The organism is Planctomycetota bacterium, assembly GCA_039819165.1.
In the GTDB taxonomy this organism is placed as follows: domain Bacteria; phylum Planctomycetota; class Phycisphaerae; order Phycisphaerales; family UBA1924; genus JAHCJI01.
The window spans coordinates 369,480-390,499 of sequence record JBCBSM010000001.1 but is presented as its reverse complement, the minus strand read 5'-3'; the positions used below and the strand labels follow the sequence as shown (position 1 = coordinate 390,499).

Here is a 21,020-nt window from a genome sequence, read left to right as displayed (position 1 = left end):
CGACGCGGTTAGACTTGCCGCGGAGGAATCGACGCAGCGATGACACCCACCGCGGACCACGAGAGCCCCGCCACGGCCGGCGACGATCCAGAGCCAGCCAGTCCCAGCGAGGATCCGCCCGAACCTCCGTCTTCGGCATATGGCGCCGGCCGACCCGCTGCGCTCGTTGTCGACATCACGGACGCCACGCACCGGCTCGATGCCGGTGCGCTCCGCTGGCTGCGGGCGCACGCCACCGCGGCCGCCGTCGAGCTCCGCACCTCCGGCGAGGCCCGGGTTCGCGTGATCGCCGACGACGAGATGGCGGCAGCCCACGAGCGGCACCTCGGCATCGGCAGCACCACGGACGTGCTGACGTTCGATCTATCGGCCGGGGGGGACGCGGTCGACGCCGACATCCTGGTGTGCCTCGACGAGGCCGCCCGGCAGGCCGACGCCCGCGGGCACGACACCGCACGGGAGCTGCTGCTCTACGTCATCCACGGGCTGCTGCACTGCTGCGGCTACGACGATGCCGACGACGCGAGCTACGCCCGCATGCACGCCCGTGAGGATGAAATCCTCGCCGCCATCGGCGTGGGCGCGACGTTCGCGCGTACCGATACGGAGGCCGCGTCGTGACCGCGACGGTGTGGTTCCTGATCGCGGTGGGCGCGGCGCTAAGTGCGGGCGTGCTAGCGACGCTGCACCACACCCTCCGCCATGCGCACCGGACGGCGGGCGAGGATTGGCTGCGGACGATCCCCAGCGACAAGCAGCGGGACGACCTGCGGCACCTGCTCGACGACGCGGACGCCTTCGCGGCCGCCCTGGCGTTGCCTCGGATCGCATCGAGCCTGATCGTGCCCATCGCGCTGGCGATGGATTTCGCCATCGCGCTCGACTCCAGGCTGGTGCCCAACGAGGACGGCACGCTGCCCATCGGCTCCTGGCTCGCGCCGCTGCTGGGCGTGGGCCTCGGGGCGATCGTGCTGTGGCTCGCGAACGTCGCGCTGCCCGCGGGCATAGCGCGGCACGCCTGGAGCCCCACCCTGCGAACGATGGCCCCGGTCATCCGCGTGCTGGTCATCCCGCTGGCGCCCATGCTGATCACCTACCACTTCGTCGACGAGGTCGTGCGGCGGCTCGCCGGCGCCGACGCCGAGGCGCGGCGGGGCGAGGCCGAGATCCTCAGCGCCGTCGAGCAGGCCGAGCGGTCGGGCGGCGTCGACCCCACCGAGCGCGACATGATCGAGGCCGTCGTCGAGTTCCGCTCGACCGCCGTCGACGAGATCATGACGCCACGCACGACCATCGAGGCGCTCGAGTACACCGACGACCTCGAGGCCGTCAAGCGGTACGTCCGCGACAGCCACCACAGCCGCATCCCGGTCTACCGCGGAAACCTCGACGAGATCGCCGGATTCCTCTACGCCAAGGACCTGCTCAAGTGGCTCGCCGAACCCGGCAACGACGACGCCGGCCACTTCACGCTGCAGAACATCCTCCGCGAGGCGCTCTTCATACCCGAGACCAAGACCGTGCGGGAGCTGCTCCGCGAGATGATCGCCGAGCGGGTCCACATCGCGATGGTCGCCGACGAGTACGGCGGCACGGCGGGGCTGGTCACCATCGAGGACATCGTCGAGGAGGTCTTCGGCGAGATCCACGACGAGTACGAGGACACGCCCGAGGACGAGCCCGAGGTGCTGGTGCACGCCGAGCACCGCGCCGCGGACATCGACGCCCAGATGCGCATCGACGACGCGAACGACGCCCTCCGCCCCCTCGCGGTCGAGTTGCCCGAGGACGAGGACTTCGACACCGTGGGCGGCTACGTGTCGACGCGGCTCGGACGCATCCCCGACATCGGCGACGTCTGGGCCGAGAACGGCCTGCGGCTGGTGGTGACCTCTGCGGAGCAGACCCGCGTCCGCCGCGTACGGCTGGAGGTTGTCGACCTCAACGGCGACCCGGGCGAGCCCGAGACCGTCGCCGAGCGCGACGACGCCGAGGCCCGGGACCCGGACGCCTAGGCGTGGGCATGCGGATCATCGGCGGGGAGTTCAAGCGAACGCCCATCAAGGGCCCGCCCGACGAGAGGACCACCCGGCCCCTCCCCGACCGCGTCCGCGAGTCGATCTTCAACATGCTGTCGGGCCACATGCAGGAGCAGCCAACCGTGCTCGACTGCTTCGCGGGCACCGGCTCGTTCGGGCTCGAGGCCCTGAGCCGCGGGGCCCGCAGGGCGGTCTTCGTCGAGCGGGACCGCAGGATCGAGGGGCTGCTGCGGGGCAACATCGAGGCCGTGGGCGTCGCCGACCGCTGCGAGGTGATCGAGGCCGACGCGCTGGGCCCGCTCGCGCTCGCGCGGTGCCCCGATCCCGTCACCATCGTCATGATGGACCCGCCCTACGCGATCGCCCGGGACCCCAAGGCCTGGCAGCGGGTGCTCCGGCAGGCTTCCAGGTTCGCCGAGCGGCTGACCGAGGACGGCTACCTGCTGCTGCGGACGCCCTGGCCGTTTCTGCAGATCGCCGAGATCGACGAACCGCAGCCGCCCACCCGCCGCCGCAGCAAGGGGGAACGCCCCACGCCGGCCCAGGAAGAGGTCATCGAGCTGAGCCTGGACGACGGCTCGCTGGAGAGCCAGGACGCCGACGAGATCGAGGCGCTGTTCGAGGCGATCGCATCAGCCGACGCCAACGAGCCGGCCAAGCCCGAGTTCGTGCGCGGCTCGCTGGAGATCGATGGCACCGTCGGCCCCGAGACCCACGAGTACGGCACGACGGCGGTGCATTGGTATCAGCGACAAGCTGACGGCTAGCCCAGCGCCGCCGCTCCGCTCACGATCTCGGTCAGCTCCGTGGTGATCTGGCTCTGGCGGGCGCGGTTGAACTTGCGCTTGAGGGCCTTGCCCATCTTGCCGGCGTTGTCCGTCGCGGCCTTCATCGCCACCATGCGGGCGATGTTCTCGCTGACCACCGCATCGTTGAACGCCTGGAAGAGCGTGGCCTTCACCGTCTCGGGCAGCAGGTCGGCCAGCAGCTCGTCGGCGTCGGGGCTGAACTCGTACTCGGCCGAGAACGCACCGTCCTTCGCGGCGTTGTCGATCGTCGGCGGCTTGAGGGGCAGCAGCTGCAGCACCTCGGGCGTCTGGCGGGCGACGGTGATGTACCGCATGTAGATCACGGTGACGCCGGTGATGCGGCCGGCCTCGAACCGTTCGATGTAGCTCTGGGCCAGCTCCTGCACGTCCTCGAACTCGGGGCGGTCGCCGAATTGGGTGTGCTGGCGGGCGATGGGCAGGCCGTTGAACTTCAGGAAGGCGGCGCCCTTCTTGCCCACGAGGTCGATGTCGCCCTCGCGGATGGCCGGGTCGCTGCGAAGGTGCTTCATCGCGGTGCGGAGGACCGAGCCGTTGTACGGGCCGCAGAGCCCGCGGTCGCTGGTGAGCACGAGCGTGAGCGGCCTGGCGTCGTCCCGGAAGCCGCCGTCGGGCCCGCTGATGAGCGGGTGGTCGACGTTGCCGGCGGTGGCCGCGAGCTCCTGCACCAGCTCGAAGATGCCCTCGGTGTAGGGCTTGGTCGACTCGGCCCGGCCCTGGGCCTTGGCGAACTTGCTGGTGGCGATCATCTGCATCGTGCGGGTGATCCGCTGGATGTTCTTGACCGCCTTGATGCGCTTCTTGATCTCGCGGGTCTTGGCCATAGGCGGACAGGATAGGTCGCCGGACGGCCGCAGGAGGCGCCGGGGATGGCTCCGCCCATCCGATCAGAACCTAAACGACACGCCGGCCCCGGTGAAGAAGTCGGCGGCGGCCTCGTTCAGCCCGAAGCCCACCACCGCGTCGAGCTGCACGTTGGGCGTCAGCAGGTAGAGGGCGCCGAAGTCCAGCGATTGCTGGTCGCCCCCGCTGCCCGGATACACCGCGAAGTACTCCCCGAAGAACGACAGCCGATCGGTGGCGGCCCGGCTGATGAGCGCCGACATCGTGAAGGTCGCCTCGGTGTCGCCCGAATCATCGGTCACCGCCAGCAGGCCCAGGTTCGAGCCCACGGAGGTCCGCTCGTCGATCGTCCAGGCCAGCGGGATGATCACGGATGGATCAACGTCGTCGGACGGCGAGGCGTCGCCGGTGGGCAGCGTGACCTGGGGCTGCAGCGCAACACCGGGCACCCAGCCATCGGGCGGCTGGACCTCGAAGCGGACGCCCAGGACGAGGTCGCCGAAGCCGTTGTCGGCACCTTCGGCAGCGGTGAAGCCCGGCGTCGACAGCCTGCCCTCGATCGTGTCGGTCAGCCCGACGCGGAGCAGCGTGGTCGGCAGCGTGTGCGACGAGTCGCCCTCGTCCTGGGTGAAGGTATAACCGGTCTCGATCTGGAAACGGCCGATGGGCACGGTGCGGATGCCCACGCCGAAGCTGGGCCGGCCGGTGAAGATCGTACCAGAGAGCGGCTCGGGGTTGGTGAAGTCGTAGGGGCCCGTCGCTTCGTCGAAGGCGTCCTGCGCGGGGAGGTCGGCGGCGTCCGGGGAGTCCTGCGCTTCCTGGACCGCCGTGGGTTCGACGAGGGCGGGCGGAGGGAGCGTCGGGAGCGGCAGGAGCATGCCGCATGCTTGCCGCCCCGGGCGTCGTGGGCGCGCCGGTGCGATTCGGATGCCATGCGAACCCGATAACGCGGCACTGCCGCAGTTTCGTGCCCACCGGCGGTGCAGCAGGAGCACGCGGTCGGCGGCCCGCGGTATGCTCCATGGACCCCACAGACCAGGAGAGATCACCCCATGCGTGGATGCTTCCGTGCGTCGCTCATCGTGGCCTTCGTGCCCGCCCCGCTTGCACTGGGCCAGGCCGCCGACCCGACCGTGCTCGTCGCGAACAACGGCAACCTGCTCGGCGCGGTAACGAGCTTCCAGCCCGGGCCCGACGGCGGGCTGGTCGAGGTGGACTACCTGGTGATCGACGAGCGCCCCGCCGGCGACCCCGCCGAGCGCGGCACCAACGTCGAGGGCATCGCCCTCTCGCCCGGCGGTCGATTCCTGGCGACGGGCCACGCGACGGCGCTCGACCCCGAGCAGCTGACGATCATCGAGGTTCGACGAGACGGCACGCTGCAGCAGCTCGACGAATTCCTCGTTCCGAACGCGCCGCTCGGCATCGCGTGGGTCGCCGATGACCTGGTGGCCGTCGCCGAGAGCGCCCTGGGCGACTCGACCGCCCGCGTGTACCGGTATACCCCGGGTGCCGAGCCCGGGCAGGGCTCGCTGGTGCAGACCGACGCGACCGAGACCGGCACCTTCATCACCAACCTGGAGAGCGATCCGCGGCGCCGGCTGCTGTTCGTGCAGGACTCGGACTTCGGCGGCGGCGCCGCGAACGTCGCCAGCTACGAAGTCGACGATGACGGCGAACTGCTGCTCGTCGATCGCGTCTTCACCAGCCCCAATTTCGCCCTCGACATGGCGCTGGCGCCCAACGGCGACTGGCTGTACGCCGGCGGCGGCATCAGCGGCACGGGCAGCGACGTGCTCGGGTTCTCGGTGGCGTCCGGGGGTGGCCTCGGCTTCATCGGCGGTTCGCCCTTCGCGAGCCCGGGCGACTCGCCCGCGTGGGTCACGGTTACGGGCGACAGCCGCTACGTCTTCGCGGGTCACGGCCGGGATGCCACGGTGCAGGGCTTCGCCACCGACGCCGTCACCGGTGCACTCAGCGCGACCGGCGCGAGCTTCGATGTCGGCAGCCAGGGCACACTGGGCACCGTGGGCACACTAACGCTGCCGGCCGGCGAGTTCCTCTACGTCACCGATAACTCGACGGTGTTCGACGGGCTCAGCGGCATCTACGCGTTCCGCGTCGAAAACGACGGAGCGCTCGTACAGGTCGGCGACATCGTGCCCACGCAGGGCAGCCAGCCGGACAACTTCGTCGTGTGGGAGCCCGCGACCATCGACTGCCCGCCCGACCTCGATGGCGACGGAGAGCTGACCGTCTTCGACTTCCTTGCATTCCAGAACCTGTTCGCGCTGGGCGACCCCGCCGCCGATTTCGACGGCGACGGCGAGCTCACGCTGTTCGACTTCCTCGCGTTCCAGAACGCCTTCGGCGTGGGGTGCGGCTAGGAGCGTGAGTCCACGGGCATCCGCCGCTCTTCGAGTTCGGCCTTGAGGCGATCGGCGTACATGCGGGCCGCCGGGCGGCTGCCGAGCAGGCCGGACTCGACCGACACGCTCACCATGCGTTCGGTGATGGGGGCGATGGTGACCTCCAGGACCCTGCCGTTGTCCGAGCTGAGCGTCCAGACCCGGCGCTTGATGGCCGCCCCTTGCTCGCCCTTCTTGCGAGGGACGTCGATGCGGTCCTCGGTGACGAGGGCCAAGCGTTCGTTGGTGGCGTCGACGGCGCTGCTCATCTCCTCGAAGCTGGCTTCGTCGACGTACTTGAGCGTGCCGCTATCCCAGAACGCGTAGCCCTTCTCGCCCGCGACTGCACCGGCGGCGATGACGGGTACGGCCGCGGCCGCGATGCAGCCGCCTGCGACTGCGGAGGCGCAGGCCAGCCCCAAGGCGGCCAGGATTCGGCAACGGTTGTCCCTCGCGATGCTCATCGGTGGTCTCCCTCGCGTGCATCGCTGCGATGATCGCCGTGCGGCATGCGCGACGCCGGGTGGCCCGCGTTGCCGCTATCCATCGGCGTGGGGCTGCACGCCGCGAGACCATAGCAGAACGATCGCGGTCAGGGCGGCAAGCAGCAGGCCCCAGCAGAGGATGGCGTAGGTCGACGAGCGGCGGGCCCGGCGCTCGTCGTAGAGCGAGTAGGGCGCCACGCCCTGCAGGCGGAACATCGCCATGGCCGACGCGTTGATGCAGATCACGTTGAGGATCGCCAGCAGCAGCGCGCCAAGGGCCTGCACGGGTTCGGCCGCCGCGCTGGCGAGCAGCAGCCCCGAGGTCACCAGCGGCGGCATGAGCGCGACGGCCACCATCACGCCCACGAGGATGGCCGGCACGCCCGTGGTCGCCGCAAGCGTGCCCGCGGCGCCGGCGGCCAGCGCGATGGCGATGTCGGTGGCCTTGGGCGACACCCGCGCGGCGATCTCGGGCGACTGCGGATCCGCTTGGGCGAGCACGCCGATGCCCGCCGCCAGGCCGCCGGCCACCACGAAACCAACGAAGTTGGTCAGCAGCGCCCGGCGGGCGAGCTTGAGATCGCCGATCGTCAGCGCCAGGGCCAGGGCCATGTTGGGCCCCAGCAGCGGCGCGATGACCATGGCCCCGATGATGACCGCCGCGCTGCCCTGGATCAGCCCCGCCGCCGCTACGACGGCCGACAGCACCACCATCGCCACGTACACCCGCGTGAGCTTCGCGCCCGACGCGACCTCCTGCACGAGTTCGTCCGACGCGACACGCGACCCGAAGAAGGGCTTGCGACGCCGGGGCGCCTCGTCCTCGCCATCCTCGCCGGCCTTCGGCTCGGCGGGCTCCTCGATCTTGGGCCGCGTGCCCTCGATGGCGGCGAGCACGAGGCGGTAGCCCTCGACGGCCGAGTACTGCCCGTCGATCCGCTGGACGAGGTCGTCGCACTCCTCCTTGGGCAGCAGCACGCTGACGCGGATGCGGTCGTCGGCGGCGGGCTCGACCCACAGCGTGGACGCGTCGCGGCGGCCGATGACCTCGCGCACCTCCACGTCGTGGCGCTTGGGCAGCACGATCTGGACGAGCCGTAGCGCCATGGGCTAGCCCCGCGTCGGCAGGCCAAGGCCGGCCCGCTTGGCCTCCCACTCGGCCCGCTCGCGAGTGTTCTTGGTTGCGAGTTCCCCCGGGCCGCCGCCCAGCTCGTCGCGGAGCGCGTCGATCTCGAGCCGCGTGAGCCGCAGGGAGTGCTGGTGGTAGTCCCGCCACGCCTCGATGGTGGCGGGCACGATGGGCTCGATGAGCGCGAGCATGGCCTGCGCGAAGGCGCGAATCTCGAGTTGGGCGTGGGAGTCGAGCCTCAGCTTCAGGAAGCGCAGGATGTTGTGCAGGTCGCACTTCCAGTACCACTGGGTGTACTGGCTCGTGGGCAGGCCGACGCGGGCGAGCTCGCGGCTGACGCCGGCCTCGATGAGCTGCTCGTACTGCGCGTAGAGCGCCTCGACGCGATCGATGTAGGCCACGAACTCCTGCGCGGTCCGCAGCTGCTGCTCGTCGGTGGTATCGAAGACCTCTTCGCCCCCCTGGCGGTTGCTCGTGCTCTGCTTGCGGACGGCCTCGAGCGGCACGCGGTAGAAGCGGTCGGGCATGACCGAATAGCGGCCCGAGTACTCGTTGACGTTGGCGGTGCGGTGGCGGATCCACTGGCGGGCCACGAAGATGGGCATCGCCATGTGGAACTTGAACTCCACCATCTCGAAGGGCGTGGTGTGCTCGTGGCGGAGCAGGTATCGAAGCAACCCCCAGTCCTCGTGCACCCGCTTGGTGCCCGCGCCGTAGCTCACCCGGGCGGCCTGCACGATGGCGCTATCCGCGGTCTGGCCCTCGGGCACAAGCCGGGGCATGGCGTCGACCAGCGCGACGAAGCCGTGCTCGTGGACCGGGATGGTCCACCGCGCGGCACCATCCATGGCGTCGACGAGGACCGCCTCAGGGTCGATGCGCTCGGCCTGTGGCGGCGCGGCCAGGGGCTTGGATTCGATGGCGCTTCCGTGCTCGGTCATGCGACGAAGGTAGACACGACAACGCCCGCTGGTGGCGGGCGTTGTCCGTACAGATCCGGATTGGATGTCGCTTAGCTGTCGGCTGCGCTCAGCCGGCCTTCTCGATGCCCAGCGTTTCGGGGATCAGCGTGTCGAGCTTGCCCCGCGCGTTGGGCGTCACCAGCCGGCCCTGCTGGTCGACCAGGAAGATGGTCGGAATCGAGCGGACCTTCCAGCCCGTCGAGAACTCGCTTTCCCAGCCATTGCCCTGGTAGTACTGCGGCCAGGGCAGCTCTCGGTCGGCCACGAAGTCGCGGAGCTTCTTGAGGCCGTCCTTGGAGGGGTCGCTCTCGTTCCGTGGCGCATCGAGGCTGATGCCCACGAACTCGACGCCCTTGTCCTTGTACGTCGCGTAGAGCTCCTTCATGTGCGGAAGCTCGGCGATGCACGGGCCGCACCAGGTCGCCCAGAAATCGATGACCACGACCTTGCCACGGAGCTGGCTCATGTCCACGGTCTCGCCCGTGATGGCGTCCTGGAAGGACAGCTCGAAGGGCTTGCCGACGCGCTCGAGCTGGAAGATCTTCGAGGCGGCCGAGCGGGCCTCGCGGGCGTCGGGGAAGTTGGCCTGGATGTCCTTGTAGATGGTCAGCAGCGTGGCATCGTCCGCATCGCCGTAGGTGGCGTAGCCGAGCAGCTCGGCGTTACGCTGATCCGCGGGCGCGGCCTGGCGGAACTTCGCCGCGGCGGCGAGCACCGCCGAGCTGTCCTCGGCCTGCGTCTTGTACACGGTCGTCATCGCGTGGAAGTACAGGGCGTCGACGGCCAGGTCGCCTTGGGAATCGGACGCGACGCGCTCGGTCTCCGCGGCCGCAACATCCAGCTCGCCGCCGCTGAGCAGCAGCTGCCAGCGCTCGGGCAGCAGCTCGTCGAGCTGCTCGTGGCCCGGGTGGGCCTGGTGCAGCTCGCCGATGAGCACCGCACGGGCGCGGCCGGCCTCCTCGCTCTGCGCGCGGAAGGCGGCGACGTACTCGGCGCCCTCGGCGTCCGCGCGTGCGCGATCGAACTGCGGCATCTGCGTGCCGGCGAGATCCGCGAGGATCTCGGCGGCGGGTCGGTCATCCGCGAGGGCGGGCTGCGCGACGCAGAGCGCCAGCGCGACGGCGGCACTGCCCAGCGCGGTCAGGCGGCGGATTCGATTCGTCGGCATGCGGGACTCCTTGCGGTTGGGGCCCGGCGTGCTCGCGGGGCCTGCGGGTGCCGGATGCCCGCACCGCGTCGCGATGCGGCATCCTCGTACGAGGGAGTATATCGGAAGCACGCCCGTTTCGTTCCCGGGAATGCACGCACCTTTTGGGCGCTCATCAGCCGCCGGGCACGACGATCTGTTCGTAATCCGAGCTGCGGCCCAAGCGGGCGTTCAGCTCCAGGATCTCCCGGCCCCGGCGGACGGTCAGGACCACGAGGTTGCCGGGCGTGTAGCGGCCCAGCACGCGGTAGAGCTCGTTGATGTCGCGGGTGCCCTGGCCGTTGACGGCGACGAGCACGTCGCGGGGCCGCAGGCCCGCGCGGCGGCCCGGCGATCCGCGGACGGTGCGGATCACCGCGAGCCCCTCGCCCCGCTCGGGGTCGACGTCGATGCCCAGCGTCGCCGCGGGTGGGTGCATCTGCTCGGGCGCGGTGGGTAGGCTCTGCACCCAGCGGCGGTAGGACGCCTCGATCTGCGGCAGCGTGGCGTCGAAGGTCCGAAGGATGGCCGCCAGGCCCGTGCGATCCTCCTCCCACGTGTCCACGTAGTTGCGATAGAACTCGGCCAAGCGGCCGGCCGCGTACATGTAGAGCATGAGCGTGCGGGCCTCGGCGTAGTGCAGCAGCGGCGACTGGCCGACGAAGATGTGGTCGGGCATCGACGTGAGCTGCTCGATGGTCTTCAGCCGGCCGCCGCGGAATGCGCGCCGCGCAGCGTTGGTCCGCCACGAGGGCACGAACACCGGCGTGCCCTGATAGTCCAGGTCGAAGTCCTCGACGAGCGCCGCGAGGCCTTCGAGCACCCAGGCCGCGTGCCGCTGGGCGTGCAGCGACTGGCTGCGGTAGTGCAGCGCGTGGAAGACCTCGTGCCGCAGCGTCGAGCCCAGGTCCTTGCAGACCAGTTCCTTGCGGTCGTGGTCGTAGGTGCCGGCGATTTGTTGCGTGGGGCCGCGGGCCGCATCGCCGTGCCGCTCCCGGGCCCAGGACGCGAAGTCCGCGTCGGTCGGGATGACGACGGTAACCCACGGCACCGTGCCGTCCTCGGCGTCCGCGAGGTTGGCGAACAGGTGCTCCATGGCCCACCGCGAGACGATGTGCAATTCCTCGTGCGCCATGTCGAAGGTCTGCCGCGGCTGCCCGACGGCGAATCGCACGCGTAGCAGGTCGTCCCGCTGGGTGTGGTAGCCGCGGCCGAAGCGCTCGATGGCCCGGGCGAAGCGGACCTCGGCCTGCCGCTCCATGATCTCCGGCCAGCGGGCCTCGAGGTCGGCGAAGCGCTCGCCGCCTCGGAGGGGCTCGATGTGCGGATCGAGCCGCAGGTGCGTCAGGTCGTTCATGCCCAGCTCGATGGACCTCTCGAGCGCGCCCCAGGCCTCGTCGGGGTGCTCCAGCTGGGCGAGCGCACAGGCGAGGTTGTACCACGCCACGAACGAATCGGGCCGGCGCTTGGTCAGCTCCCGATAGCGGATCGCGGCGCCGGCGAAATCGCCAGAGGCCGCGAGTGCAGCGGCCTCGGCCTCGATGTCCTCGTCGCTCTTCGTTCGGTCGAGCGGAGTGCGCGGCGCGGCCTCCGCCGGTACGACATGCAAGGCCGCATACGCGGCCGACGCACCGCGGCTTGCCGGCGCGCTCAGCGTGAGCACGAGCGCGCCGGCGGCCATGGTCGCCACCCGCCCGATGGTCCACGGAGTGCTGAAGTTCAACGCTGCCCCTCCCTCATGCGCTCGCGGCGAACAGCTCCTGCAGCGCCGCCGGGTACGCCTCGCACTCGAGCGCGAAGACCCGTGCGGCGAGCGAATCGGGCGTGTCATCCGGCAGCACGGGGCAGCGCGCCCGCCGGAGGATCGGCCCGGTGTCGTATCGGTCATCGCACAGGTGCACCGTGCAACCGCTATGTGCATCCCCCGCCTCGAGCACGGCCCGGTGCACCCGCTCGCCATACATGCCCGGCCCCCCGTGCCTTGGGAGCAGGGCCGGGTGGATGTTGACCACGCGATCCGAGAAGTCGCACGGCTGCCCGGGCTCACGCGGGATCGCGACCCGCCGCAGGTACCCGCAGAGCACGATCCACTCGGCGTCGGCCGCGCCGGCCAGCTCGCACAGCCGCTCGGCGGGGATCTCGCCGGTCTCGACGGCGACGCGCAGGCCGCGATCGCGGGCCCGATCGGCTCCGGGACACTCGCGAGAAGCGACCACGCCCCCGACGCGGGCATCCAGCCGGCCGTCGTCGATGGCATCGAGCAGGTTCATGAGCGTCCGACCCCCACCGGAGAGCATCGCCAGGAACGACGTCCTCCGGGTCTCACGCGGCATGCGGGCGGTCTCCTGTTCGTGCGGCGGGGGCCGACGGGTCCACCGCGGGCGAGAAACCGGCGGGCCTTTGCACGTCCTATGTTAGGTGTGCCGTTGGGGCGTCGGCCATGGGCACCGGGCGGCCGTCGGGGCCGACGGCCACCATCGTGAGCTGCGCCTCGGTGACGTCGACGACCTCGTGGCTGCCGTAACGCTGCGCGGTGACGCGGACGTGTACGCCCACGCTGGAGGTGCCGCAGCGTGTCGTCCGGGTCTCGAGGGTGACCAGGTCCCCCACCTTCACGGGCTGGCGGAACTCAACCTGCTCGAGCTTGGCGGTCACCCAGCGGTGCAGCCCATGCCGGCGGGCCTCCGCGAACGCGGCCTGGTCGATGTAGCTCAGGATCACGCCGCCGAAGATCGTGCCGTACTGGTTGGTGTCGCGGGGCATCGTCATGACCCGCAGGCCGAGCGACCAGCCGTCCTCGCCCGCGGGCGCACGATCATTGGAAACCTCGTTGGGGCTTGCATTTGCGGGGCTCACGCGGCAGGCTAGCGTCGTCCGATGGCGGTAGCATGGCTGCGGAGGTGCTTCCATGTCCCTAAAGCCCCAGGGGTTGACCGCGTGCGACGGCCCGCTGTGCGGGCAGCTCGAGGTCGCCCAGACCGATGCCCTGCGCGCCCTGTCGTGGGAGGACCTGCTCCGCCGGTTCTCGGTGGGCGTGGAGTGGTTCGATCCGAGGCTGTTCCACCTGGCCGAGGCCGACATGGACCTGGCGTTCGACCCGCGGGCCGGGTGCGGCCGCTGGCCGATCCGCGCGCTGGCCGCCCACCTCGCCGACGCCGAGATGGTCTGGCTGCATCGCATCCGCCAGGCGATCTCCGAGGATCGGCCCATGCTGGGGATGTTCGACTACGAGGCATTCATCGACGGCCCGCTGTACGGGCCCGGCACACGGAAGGACGCGGTGTCGCCGCCGGTGGCCGGCTCGATCGCCGTCGTGCACACCCTGCGGCGGTGGACCCTGGATTGGCTCTGGGACCTCGCCGAAGGCGGCCGGGATCGCCTCGCGCTGCACCCCGAGCACGGCGAGCTGAGCGTGCGGGGCATGCTGGCGACGACCACCTGGCACCTGGAGCACCACGCCGACTTCCTGAATCGCAAGATCGTGCACCTCGCGGGCCCGCTGCCGGATCCGGCCGAGGCCGTCCGCGAACCGTGCGGGCCGGCGTGCGGCTGCGCGAGCCGCGCCGCGGCGCCCGGGGCGACGCATGACGCGGGGACCTAACAGGACGGCGATCCTCGGAGGCCTCGTCGCGATCCTCGCGGCGGTGCCGGCGTGCGAATACCAGGAGCTCTCGGTCACGCCCCGCAACTCGCTGTTCCACAGGCTGAGCGGCGAGGCGCCATCGAACGGCACGGCGCGGAGCCTCGAGCCCTCGCCGATCCGCGTGGAACACCCCGACGGCACCATCACGCTGTTCTCGAGGTCGGGCCGCGACCTGATGGTGCACATCCGCCAGACGCTCATCCAGAACGAGCGGGACCTGTTCACCGAGCAGATCCTCAGCGACATGACCCGCGAGGAGTTCCTCGACCGCAACGTCGATCCCGAGGCCGCCTTCGACGAGCTCAAGGCCCGCCAGCGGGACGTCATGCAGTTCTTCGGCAGGATCGGCCCCTTCGGCGAGCACTCGCCCATGGTGTTCATGGAGCCCCAGGGCGGCCACGTCATGCGGATCCGCCTGACGGGCATGGCCCAGCAGGGCCTCCGCTGGACGTTCATGGACATGGTGCTCGAGGAGGGCAGCTGGCGGCTGCGGTGGTTCGGCTGAGGCAGCGGAGCGGATGCGCCGCGACGAACAGTCGACGCAGAAGCGAGGGATCGTCCTGGGCATCGAGTATCGCGAACTTGGCCCAGCCGACGCACCGCTGCTGCTCGCCGCGCCGCCGGAGCTGTTCGACAACCCGATCGACCCCGAGCAGTGCGACGCGTTCCTCGCCGATGGGCGGCACCACATCATCGTGGCGCTCGACGTCGGCGTGCCCGTCGGCTTCGCGACCGCCAACGGCTACCTGCACCCCGACAAGCCGCCGCAGGCGTGGATCAACGAGCTATCGACGCTGGAGGCCCACCGCAACCGCGGCATCGGCGCCGAGCTGGTCCGCCGGATGCTGGCGCTGCTGCGCGACCGCGGCTACGCCGAGGCCTGGCTCGCCACCGAGCACGACAACGCCCCCGCCCGCGCGGTCTACAAGCGGGTGCTGGCCGAGCGGGCGGCGCACGCCGGCGCGACCGAGGACGAGGCGGTGGTCGTGTACGTGTTCCCGCTTGGGTGAGCGGGCGGCGCTCCACGCCTCTAACGAAAACGGGGGCGATCGGCGGCCCCGGTACGTGCTTGGTTGTGTGCCGACTTGCGTGCTAGGCCGCGATCGAGAGGGGGCCGCCGCCGCTGCCGGTGCTGCCGAAGCGGACGGCCGCGGGCTGGCTCCACTCGCTGACCTCGCCGTTGGTCAGCCGGGTGCGGACGCGGTAGTTGATGGTGCTCAGGCCGGCGGGGATGGCGTTGTCGACGAAGGTCTTGTCGTCGGCCTGGCCCGCGTAGGCGAAGCCGGAGATGGTGCCGTCGCCGGCGATCGTCTGCCGCTCGACGGTGAAGGTGGCGCCGCCGCCGGTGGCGGCTTTGAACTTCAGCTCGATGGAGCCGTCGGTTAGCAGGCGGGTGCTCAGGTCGCCGGGCTGCACCGGGTCGGTGCGGGGGGCGGCGGGCTTGGGCGGGGCGATGTTGGCGCGGGCGTAGACGCCCTCGTCGCCGGTGGTCTTGGCGTAGGCCTCGATGGTGGTCACCGCGGCGCCGAGGTTGGTCTTGAGGACCTCGAAGGCGTCCTTCTTGACGACGGTCGAGGCCTCGGTGGCGTCCCGCGCCGTCTGCTGGCCGGAGTAGGCGGTCTCGGCGGAGGTGACGAGGGCCTCGATGGCGGCGGCCTGGGCGGCGGAGATGCCGATGTCGGGCGGCGTGCCGTTGCCGAGCCAGAGCGTGGCGTGGTCGCGGGCCTACTGGAGGAAGTCCGCGTCGCGGGTCGGGTAACGCATGGGTGTCTCCACGAGTGGGCAACGCGTCCGCCGGGACCCCTCCGCAGCGTCGCGCCGCCGGTGCTTTTGGGGCGGCATCGGCGTGGGGCGGGGGTGGCTTGAGGGCAACAGAGCAACGAACGCCAAAGCAATGACTATGGCGATGCCACCGCACGCTCGGACCTTTGAAGGAACGCCCGGATTCGCCGCCTCAGTTTGTCGGCGTCCTTGAGCTCGCACTCCCACACGACGAGCACGCGCCAGCGCGCCGATCGCAGTTTACGTTGCACCCGAGCATCGCGCTCGATGTTGCGTTGTAATTTAGCGTTCCAGTATTCTGCGTTCGTCGCAGGCCGCCGATCGCCACGGGGGCAGTCGTGCTGGTGCCAAAAGCAGCCATGGACGAAGATGGCGGCGCGCAGGCGGGCCAGGACGAGGTCGGGTTTGCCGGGTAGCTTCTGGCCTCGGTGCCGTCCGTCGAGTCGGAAGCGGTAGCCGAGATTGTGCACAATCGAGCGTACGACTCGCTCTGGCCTTGTATCTGAGGCACGCACGCGGGCCATGACTTGGCTGCGTGAAAGCGCCATTACACAATCTCGATGTCGATTCCTGTCGCCGCTAGTGGCCCGACCCAAGACTCGTGATAAATCTGGATCAGATTCTCAATCTGCTCTCGGGTACCCGCGGATGAACACTCGCCCAGTTCTGACAGATTTTGGCCGACGAACTGCTCGATTGAAGCGACAACAACGCGACGCAGATCGACGTCAAAAGCGATCAACTCCTGCCGCCAGGCGCTCAATCGTTGTGAACGAACGAGCAACCAGAACTGCCGCCTTGATTCAGCAAGTGCCGTAGCGACTTGGTCAAGATGCGCCTCATCTGGCCTTCCAGAAGCCACCTCGAAGATGCAGTCAGAAAACTCAAAGTCCCCTAGGCGAGCTTCCGCATCGGTGTGCGATCGTCGATTGCCTTGAAATGCGCTCGAAACAAGAATGTCTGCGGCTCGTTCTGGAAAGCGCAGGTGAAGTTTTGCTCCAACCAAATACTGAGCAACATCGCCCACTTTTCCGCGTTGCGCAGCCTGATCAAGTACGTCGCTGATTGCGAATTCAGCCGTGCGATCTTCCACTCGCAGCTTGAGCGGATCGACCTCAAGCACTTGGCGAATTCGCTCGGCAAGCACCTGCTGGGACGCTTCGAGTATCTCGGTCTGCCTTGCTGAAGATGCTTGCTCGAACCCAATGCTATCGAGCCAAGCTAAAACGTCCGGGGCCCAGTCGTGAAGGTTTGACGAGCGCCTCCCCGAAGTCTTGTTCACCAAGGGCAAGTCGAATCTCTCAAGTGCTTTCTGAGCGAGCGTCTCTTGCGATTTGATTGAATGCCCCGACTTCGTCAGATGTCGGCCAAGATCAAGCGATGCCTCGCTACGCAAGCGTTCGAGAAGCGCCAACGCTGCTTGTAAACGGGCCGGTACAAGACGTTCGGCCTGCTTCATCTTTTGGTCAATGAGAAGGAGCAAGCCGCGCAAATCAGTCTGGGTCATGCCATCGCCGCCTTCGCCCGCCGCCCTGATCGCCCCGGCAGTATCGGATTCAGATACTGCTCCCCGATCCACGTGATCGCTGGCACGCACACAGCGTCGCCGAAGCCGAAGAACGCCGGGTTGTCACCGGTCTCGATCACAAAGTCGTCAGCGCCCATCAAGCGGGCGCACTCGCGGGGGCTGAGCAGGCGCGCGGCGTAGCGGCCGTAGCCAGCCTTGAAGAGGATCTGGCGCCCGCTGCCGCCCTTGGGCGTGCGCAGGCAACCAGCTACGCCGTCGGTGCGCAGCTCGCCCATCGACCGTTTCTCGCCGTCGGGCTGCATGCGCACGCGGCGGAACACCGTGCCGTAGGACCACTTTCGCTTGCGAATCATCGCGTCGGCGATCTCGCGATGGCGATCGGAGAACTGGTTGTAAAGGTACTCAGCTCGCTCGCCGCTCCACCACCGGGCGTCGCGCGGGTCAAGGTTCTCCAAGATGTCCGCGAGCGACTTCTCGGATCGCAGCGGCGGCTCGGGCAGATCGCGGAAGCCCCATCGTAAATCAGGGTGCGACTCGACGAAGTCGGTGACGAGCTTCGGGCGTATGCGCGACTCAGAGGGCGTGCTTGTGGCCGTTGGATCGTCGATGGTCGAGCCGATGACGAACAATCGTGGCCGGCTCTGCGGCACGAACCACTTCGCGTCCAGCGTGAACACGTCGGCCGAGTATCCCAACTCGTTGAGCGCCGCGATGGCCTCGGCGAAGTCGTTGCCACCGTGCGAAGTGAGGAAGCCGACCACGTTCTCCAGCATCACCAGCGGCGGCCGGCGCTCGCCCATGCCCTTGAGCGCGTTGATGAAACCCCAGAACGCCGAGGACTGCGGCCCGCCGAAGCCCAGCCGCCCACCGGCCAGCGACAGGTCCGTGCACGGGAACGAGGCCATAGCGAGTTCGATGTCCGGCAGCGTCGAGCCGTCGATAGCGTGCACGTCTCCGAGATGGAAGTGCTCGTCCGCATCGCCGAAGTGAGCGTCGTACATCGCCAGCTTGCCCGCGTCGATGTCGTTGGCGTATGCCAGCGACCAGCCCGCGGCTTCCAGTCCCAGGCGGACCAAGCCAATGCCCGCGAAGAACTCCGCGAAGCGTGGGCCGGCTGCCGAACGCGGCCGGCGGAACGGGAGTGTGCGTTGGCGGCCATCCATGGCTGTGCTCCCCTCGCGACGCTCCTGCGCGTTCGAACACACCGATCAAGTACCGTATGCCCATGCGCGTCGGGGGAGCAAGCGAGCATAGGGCCGACCTCGCTGGGCTCGACCCTTGCTGTCCCGCTGTGCCAGCTTATCGAGAGTTGCACGCCCGCTAACCGCCAGTTGGCAATGAGTGATTGCCCGCCCCGGCCTGCGGAGCGTCAGTCTGTACAGCGATTCTGCGACCCAAGGCCACGTCCCCGGGGGCCTCTCAGGGCGGTCTTGGCGGCCCAAACCGAGGCCAATCGCGCCGGATATGCCGTCTTCAGCGCGCGGTATGTGACATCGCGAGTTCGGCACGCCGCGCGCCGAGCTCCGGATGCTGCGCATTGCGGTCTCAATGCCGCTTGACGGGCTCTGCATGCCGCGTCTTGGGCTCCCGGTGAGACCGATCGGACCCGCGACGCCGCACCGGCGGCTCCGCACTGGGCATTTCCACCGCCCGATCCGACGGAGCGAGCGTCGGCCGCCGCCCGCGGCGCCACGGCCTCAGCAGCCCGCCGCGAAGTGGTTCTGGAAGGCCAGGAAGTCGACGAGCGTCAGCTCGCCGTCGTGGTCCAGGTCGGCCGCGGGTTCGCCCGCGTCGAAGAGATCGCGGAATGCCAGGAAGTCGAGGAGGGTCAACTCGCCGTCGCCGTCCATGTCGGCGGCGCAGGCCCGCGAACACTGGTTGAGCAGCGTGGTGACCACGTTATCCCACGTCTCGCCCACCAGCAGATCGGGCCGACCGTCCAGGTTCGCGTCCGCGACCGTCAGGCCGTCCGGGTAGGAGCCCGCCGAATCGAAGCAGCTCTCAGACGTAAACGAGCCCGCGGTGTTCCAGAGCACGCAGGGGTAGTCGTCGTTGATGTAGGCGATATCGGGGTAGCCGTCGGTGTCGATGTCCTCGACGTGCACCTCTTCGATGCGTGACCCCCAGCTAAACAGGTCGCCAACGGAGAAGGTCGCGTCGCCCCGGTTGTACAGCAGTCGGAAGGCGCCGTCGTGGGTCACCAAGACATCGGCGTCGCCGTCCCGATCGAAGTCGGCCGAGTCTACGAAGAGCATGTCGTACTGCACGTCGATCGGCGGCAGCTGGCGGTACGTCCGAGGGCCATCGTTGAGCAGCACCGTCGGAGAGGAGAGGATCTGGTGACCGACGAGCAGATCGTTGTCGCCGTCGCCGTCTAGGTCGACGATCTCGACGTCGATCGGTCGCAGCGGCACGGCGATCTCGAAGACCGTGCCGAGCGATTCGCCGCCGTCGAGGAAGAACATGCCGAGGCTATTGCTTTCATGGTTGACGACGACGAGGTCCTCGCGGGCATCGCCGTCCAGGTCGCCCAGAGCCATGCGCCCGACTCGTTCGCCCGATTCGTGGTGCATCTCGGCGCCGAAGTTGCCGGCCCCGTCGTTGAGCAGCAGGCCCACCTGCCACCGGGTGTTTGTGATCAGCAGATCGGACGCGCCGTCCTCGTTGACGTCGTGGGCTAGCACGTCGATGGGCTCGTGGTTCTCCGCGACGAGCCGCGGCTCGCCGAACCGCCCGTCCCCCAGCCCGAGGAGCACCCAGCACTCGCCGAGATACTCGCGGATGCCCGCAACATCCGGGATGCCGTCGCCGTTGAAGTCCGCCGTGGTCATGCGCTCGAGCAGTTCGCCGCTCGGCGACGCCAGCCGCTGCCCGTAGCCCCCGGCTCCATCGCTCAGCACGACCGCGGCGGCGCTTGCAGCCGCGAGATCCGGGTAGCCGTCGCCGTTGAGGTCGCCGACGGCCACCGAGTAGGCGGTCTGGCCGGCGTCGATCGACACGGGCTCATCGAGCAGGCCTCCGCCCAACGAACGAACCAGGCGAACATCGCCGTGGGCGAGCACGACATCGTCGAGGCCATCGAGATCCAAATCGGTGACCGTTGTCCACGAGGTACCGAGCGGTCCGGCGTCCGGGATGGGGGGATCGAACGTGCCATCGGCCCGCTGAAGCACGACGGAGGCCATCTGGTACTCGGGCCAGTATACGACATCCTGCCTGCCATCGCCGGTTATGTCCGCAAAGGCCGCCGCCGCCAGGGACCTTGGAGTGTCGGCCAGCGGGACGTCCTCGAATTGGCCGCTCCCGTCGTTGCGAAAGAGCGCCACGTCGTGGCGCGGCGGCCGAGTCGAGCGCCCGAGCAGGTCGATGTCACCATCACCGTCGACATCGCCGAGATCCGCCAGATCGATGCCAACCGACTCGTATGGCGGCGGCTCGAACGTGCCTCCGCCCAGGTTGTGCACGACGGTGAGGCCGTCCCTCCACGCCAGCACGTCGGGGAGGCCGTCACCGTTTAGGTCGGCGAGTTCGACGCGTAGCACCTGGAAGTAGAACATGATCTCGCCGCCATTGGCGAAACGCCCCTCGCCGTCGTTGATGAGCACGCGGATGACCTTCTCGAACGGATGGGCAACGACGATGTCTACATCCCCGTCGCGATCGATGTCCGAGCAGGCAGCGTCGGCCGCGTGGTCGAAGGTGCCGTACTCCCCGTCGAATCCGAACACGCCATCGCCGCGGTTGAGCCAGATGGCGACCGCAGCGGTGCGGCGGTCGCCCGTGACGACCTTGTCAAGGTCGCCGTCGCCATCCACATCAGCGAGTTCGATATCGCTCGCCCCCGGGCCGTAGACCTGCGTGTGGAAGATCGGCCCGCGGCACGGCTGCGCGGTCGTGCCGGTACAACACGCGAGCATGAAAACGGCCGCCGAGATCAGGTAACGCATGTGTTATGTCCTTTGCTGTGTGCAGAGTGTACACCAAGTTGCGGGACATCGGGCACCCAAGATCGCCCGAGCGATGTGGATCATCGCTACGCATCGAAAGCGGCTTCCCACGCCTCGGATGCCGTCTCCGATCGATCCGGGGCGACGCCCGGGTGGTCGCGTTTCGGCGATCCGAGGCCGCGGTCGGTCGATCGAAAGCGGTGCTCTGGTGAAGAGGGGCAATGCCCCCGCGATCGGGGGC

The 21,020-nt window shown here is 69.1% G+C and carries 21 protein-coding genes; 7 read left to right on the top strand and 14 right to left on the bottom strand.

Translation table 11 applies throughout. The annotated features are described in order from the left end of the window. Window positions 1–39: 39 nt before the first annotated feature. Genes ybeY through AAFX79_01785 form a run of 3 tightly spaced genes read left to right on the top strand, consistent with a single transcriptional unit; the run spans window position 40 to window position 2,806 of the window. Window positions 40–621, top strand: a complete 582-nt coding sequence (gene ybeY, locus AAFX79_01795; protein ID MEO1007278.1) for an rRNA maturation RNase YbeY — start codon at window positions 40–42, stop codon at window positions 619–621. Continuing rightward, on the top strand, window positions 618–2,015 hold the full coding sequence (locus AAFX79_01790; GenBank protein ID MEO1007277.1) for a hemolysin family protein: 1,398 nt from the start codon (window positions 618–620) through the stop codon (window positions 2,013–2,015). Before ybeY ends, AAFX79_01790 begins: the two co-directional genes overlap by 4 nt. 8 nt (window positions 2,016–2,023) lie before the next feature. Then, on the top strand, window positions 2,024–2,806 hold the full coding sequence (locus AAFX79_01785; GenBank protein ID MEO1007276.1) for an RsmD family RNA methyltransferase: 783 nt from the start codon (window positions 2,024–2,026) through the stop codon (window positions 2,804–2,806). Here AAFX79_01785 and atpG read toward each other — a convergent pair. Both atpG and AAFX79_01775 read right to left on the bottom strand, forming a co-directional pair. Continuing rightward, a complete protein-coding gene (atpG, locus tag AAFX79_01780; GenBank protein MEO1007275.1) occupies window positions 2,803–3,690 on the bottom strand; it encodes an ATP synthase F1 subunit gamma in 888 nt (295 codons plus the stop codon). The genes AAFX79_01785 and atpG overlap by 4 nt on opposite strands. Window positions 3,691–3,753: 63 nt before the next feature. Then, window positions 3,754–4,587, bottom strand: coding sequence for a transporter (locus AAFX79_01775; GenBank protein ID MEO1007274.1), 834 nt, complete (start codon window positions 4,585–4,587; stop codon window positions 3,754–3,756). 174 nt (window positions 4,588–4,761) lie between these two features. On the opposite strand from AAFX79_01775, the gene AAFX79_01770 reads away from it, so the two are divergent. Then, the gene (locus AAFX79_01770) at window positions 4,762–6,096 is read left to right on the top strand and encodes a GC-type dockerin domain-anchored protein (GenBank protein ID MEO1007273.1); all 1,335 of its coding nucleotides are present in this window, start codon (window positions 4,762–4,764) and stop codon (window positions 6,094–6,096) included. On the opposite strand, the gene AAFX79_01765 is transcribed toward AAFX79_01770, so the two are convergent. The 7 genes from AAFX79_01765 to AAFX79_01735 form a co-directional block, all read right to left on the bottom strand. Next, entirely contained in the window at window positions 6,093–6,581 is a 489-nt protein-coding gene (locus tag AAFX79_01765; protein MEO1007272.1) for a hypothetical protein, read from the bottom strand. The two genes, AAFX79_01770 and AAFX79_01765, sit on opposite strands and share 4 nt — an antisense overlap. A gap of 75 nt (window positions 6,582–6,656) precedes the next feature. Continuing rightward, window positions 6,657–7,709: a TIGR00341 family protein gene (locus tag AAFX79_01760; protein MEO1007271.1), complete on the bottom strand. Its 1,053-nt coding sequence runs from the start codon at window positions 7,707–7,709 to the stop codon at window positions 6,657–6,659. A 3-nt stretch (window positions 7,710–7,712) separates the two neighbouring features. After that, complete coding sequence (gene thyX / locus AAFX79_01755; protein MEO1007270.1) at window positions 7,713–8,672, bottom strand: FAD-dependent thymidylate synthase; 960 nt, start codon at window positions 8,670–8,672, stop codon at window positions 7,713–7,715. 88 nt (window positions 8,673–8,760) lie between these two features. Then, window positions 8,761–9,861: a TlpA disulfide reductase family protein gene (locus AAFX79_01750; GenBank protein ID MEO1007269.1), complete on the bottom strand. Its 1,101-nt coding sequence runs from the start codon at window positions 9,859–9,861 to the stop codon at window positions 8,761–8,763. 154 nt (window positions 9,862–10,015) lie between these two features. After that, a complete protein-coding gene (locus tag AAFX79_01745) occupies window positions 10,016–11,602 on the bottom strand; it encodes a PDZ domain-containing protein (protein MEO1007268.1) in 1,587 nt (528 codons plus the stop codon). 13 nt (window positions 11,603–11,615) lie between these two features. Beyond that, window positions 11,616–12,212: a formyltransferase family protein gene (locus tag AAFX79_01740; protein ID MEO1007267.1), complete on the bottom strand. Its 597-nt coding sequence runs from the start codon at window positions 12,210–12,212 to the stop codon at window positions 11,616–11,618. 76 nt (window positions 12,213–12,288) lie between these two features. Further along, the gene (locus AAFX79_01735) at window positions 12,289–12,735 is read right to left on the bottom strand and encodes a hotdog domain-containing protein (GenBank protein MEO1007266.1); all 447 of its coding nucleotides are present in this window, start codon (window positions 12,733–12,735) and stop codon (window positions 12,289–12,291) included. A 52-nt stretch (window positions 12,736–12,787) separates the two neighbouring features. Here AAFX79_01735 and AAFX79_01730 point away from each other — a divergent pair, with 52 nt between their 5' ends. Genes AAFX79_01730 through AAFX79_01720 form a run of 3 tightly spaced genes read left to right on the top strand, consistent with a single transcriptional unit; the run spans window position 12,788 to window position 14,532 of the window. Then, entirely contained in the window at window positions 12,788–13,480 is a 693-nt protein-coding gene (locus AAFX79_01730) for a DinB family protein (protein ID MEO1007265.1), read from the top strand. Continuing rightward, the gene (locus tag AAFX79_01725) at window positions 13,464–14,027 is read left to right on the top strand and encodes a hypothetical protein (protein MEO1007264.1); all 564 of its coding nucleotides are present in this window, start codon (window positions 13,464–13,466) and stop codon (window positions 14,025–14,027) included. The genes AAFX79_01730 and AAFX79_01725 overlap by 17 nt, the downstream gene beginning before the upstream one ends. 13 nt (window positions 14,028–14,040) lie before the next feature. Continuing rightward, complete coding sequence (locus AAFX79_01720; protein ID MEO1007263.1) at window positions 14,041–14,532, top strand: GNAT family N-acetyltransferase; 492 nt, start codon at window positions 14,041–14,043, stop codon at window positions 14,530–14,532. Between the two features lie 82 nt (window positions 14,533–14,614). Here the strand turns inward: AAFX79_01720 and AAFX79_01715 are convergent, their stop codons facing one another. From AAFX79_01715 to AAFX79_01695, 5 genes are all read right to left on the bottom strand, one after another. Next, the gene (locus AAFX79_01715; GenBank protein ID MEO1007262.1) at window positions 14,615–15,040 is read right to left on the bottom strand and encodes a hypothetical protein; all 426 of its coding nucleotides are present in this window, start codon (window positions 15,038–15,040) and stop codon (window positions 14,615–14,617) included. A 380-nt stretch (window positions 15,041–15,420) separates the two neighbouring features. Beyond that, a complete protein-coding gene (locus tag AAFX79_01710; protein MEO1007261.1) occupies window positions 15,421–15,852 on the bottom strand; it encodes a very short patch repair endonuclease in 432 nt (143 codons plus the stop codon). After that, window positions 15,852–16,811, bottom strand: a complete 960-nt coding sequence (locus AAFX79_01705) for a DUF4928 family protein (GenBank protein MEO1007260.1) — start codon at window positions 16,809–16,811, stop codon at window positions 15,852–15,854. The genes AAFX79_01710 and AAFX79_01705 overlap by 1 nt, the downstream gene beginning before the upstream one ends. Next, the gene (gene dcm, locus AAFX79_01700) at window positions 16,808–17,995 is read right to left on the bottom strand and encodes a DNA (cytosine-5-)-methyltransferase (GenBank protein ID MEO1007259.1); all 1,188 of its coding nucleotides are present in this window, start codon (window positions 17,993–17,995) and stop codon (window positions 16,808–16,810) included. Before dcm ends, AAFX79_01705 begins: the two co-directional genes overlap by 4 nt. 534 nt (window positions 17,996–18,529) lie before the next feature. Next, entirely contained in the window at window positions 18,530–20,779 is a 2,250-nt protein-coding gene (locus tag AAFX79_01695) for an FG-GAP-like repeat-containing protein (protein ID MEO1007258.1), read from the bottom strand. Window positions 20,780–21,020 lie beyond the last annotated feature (241 nt).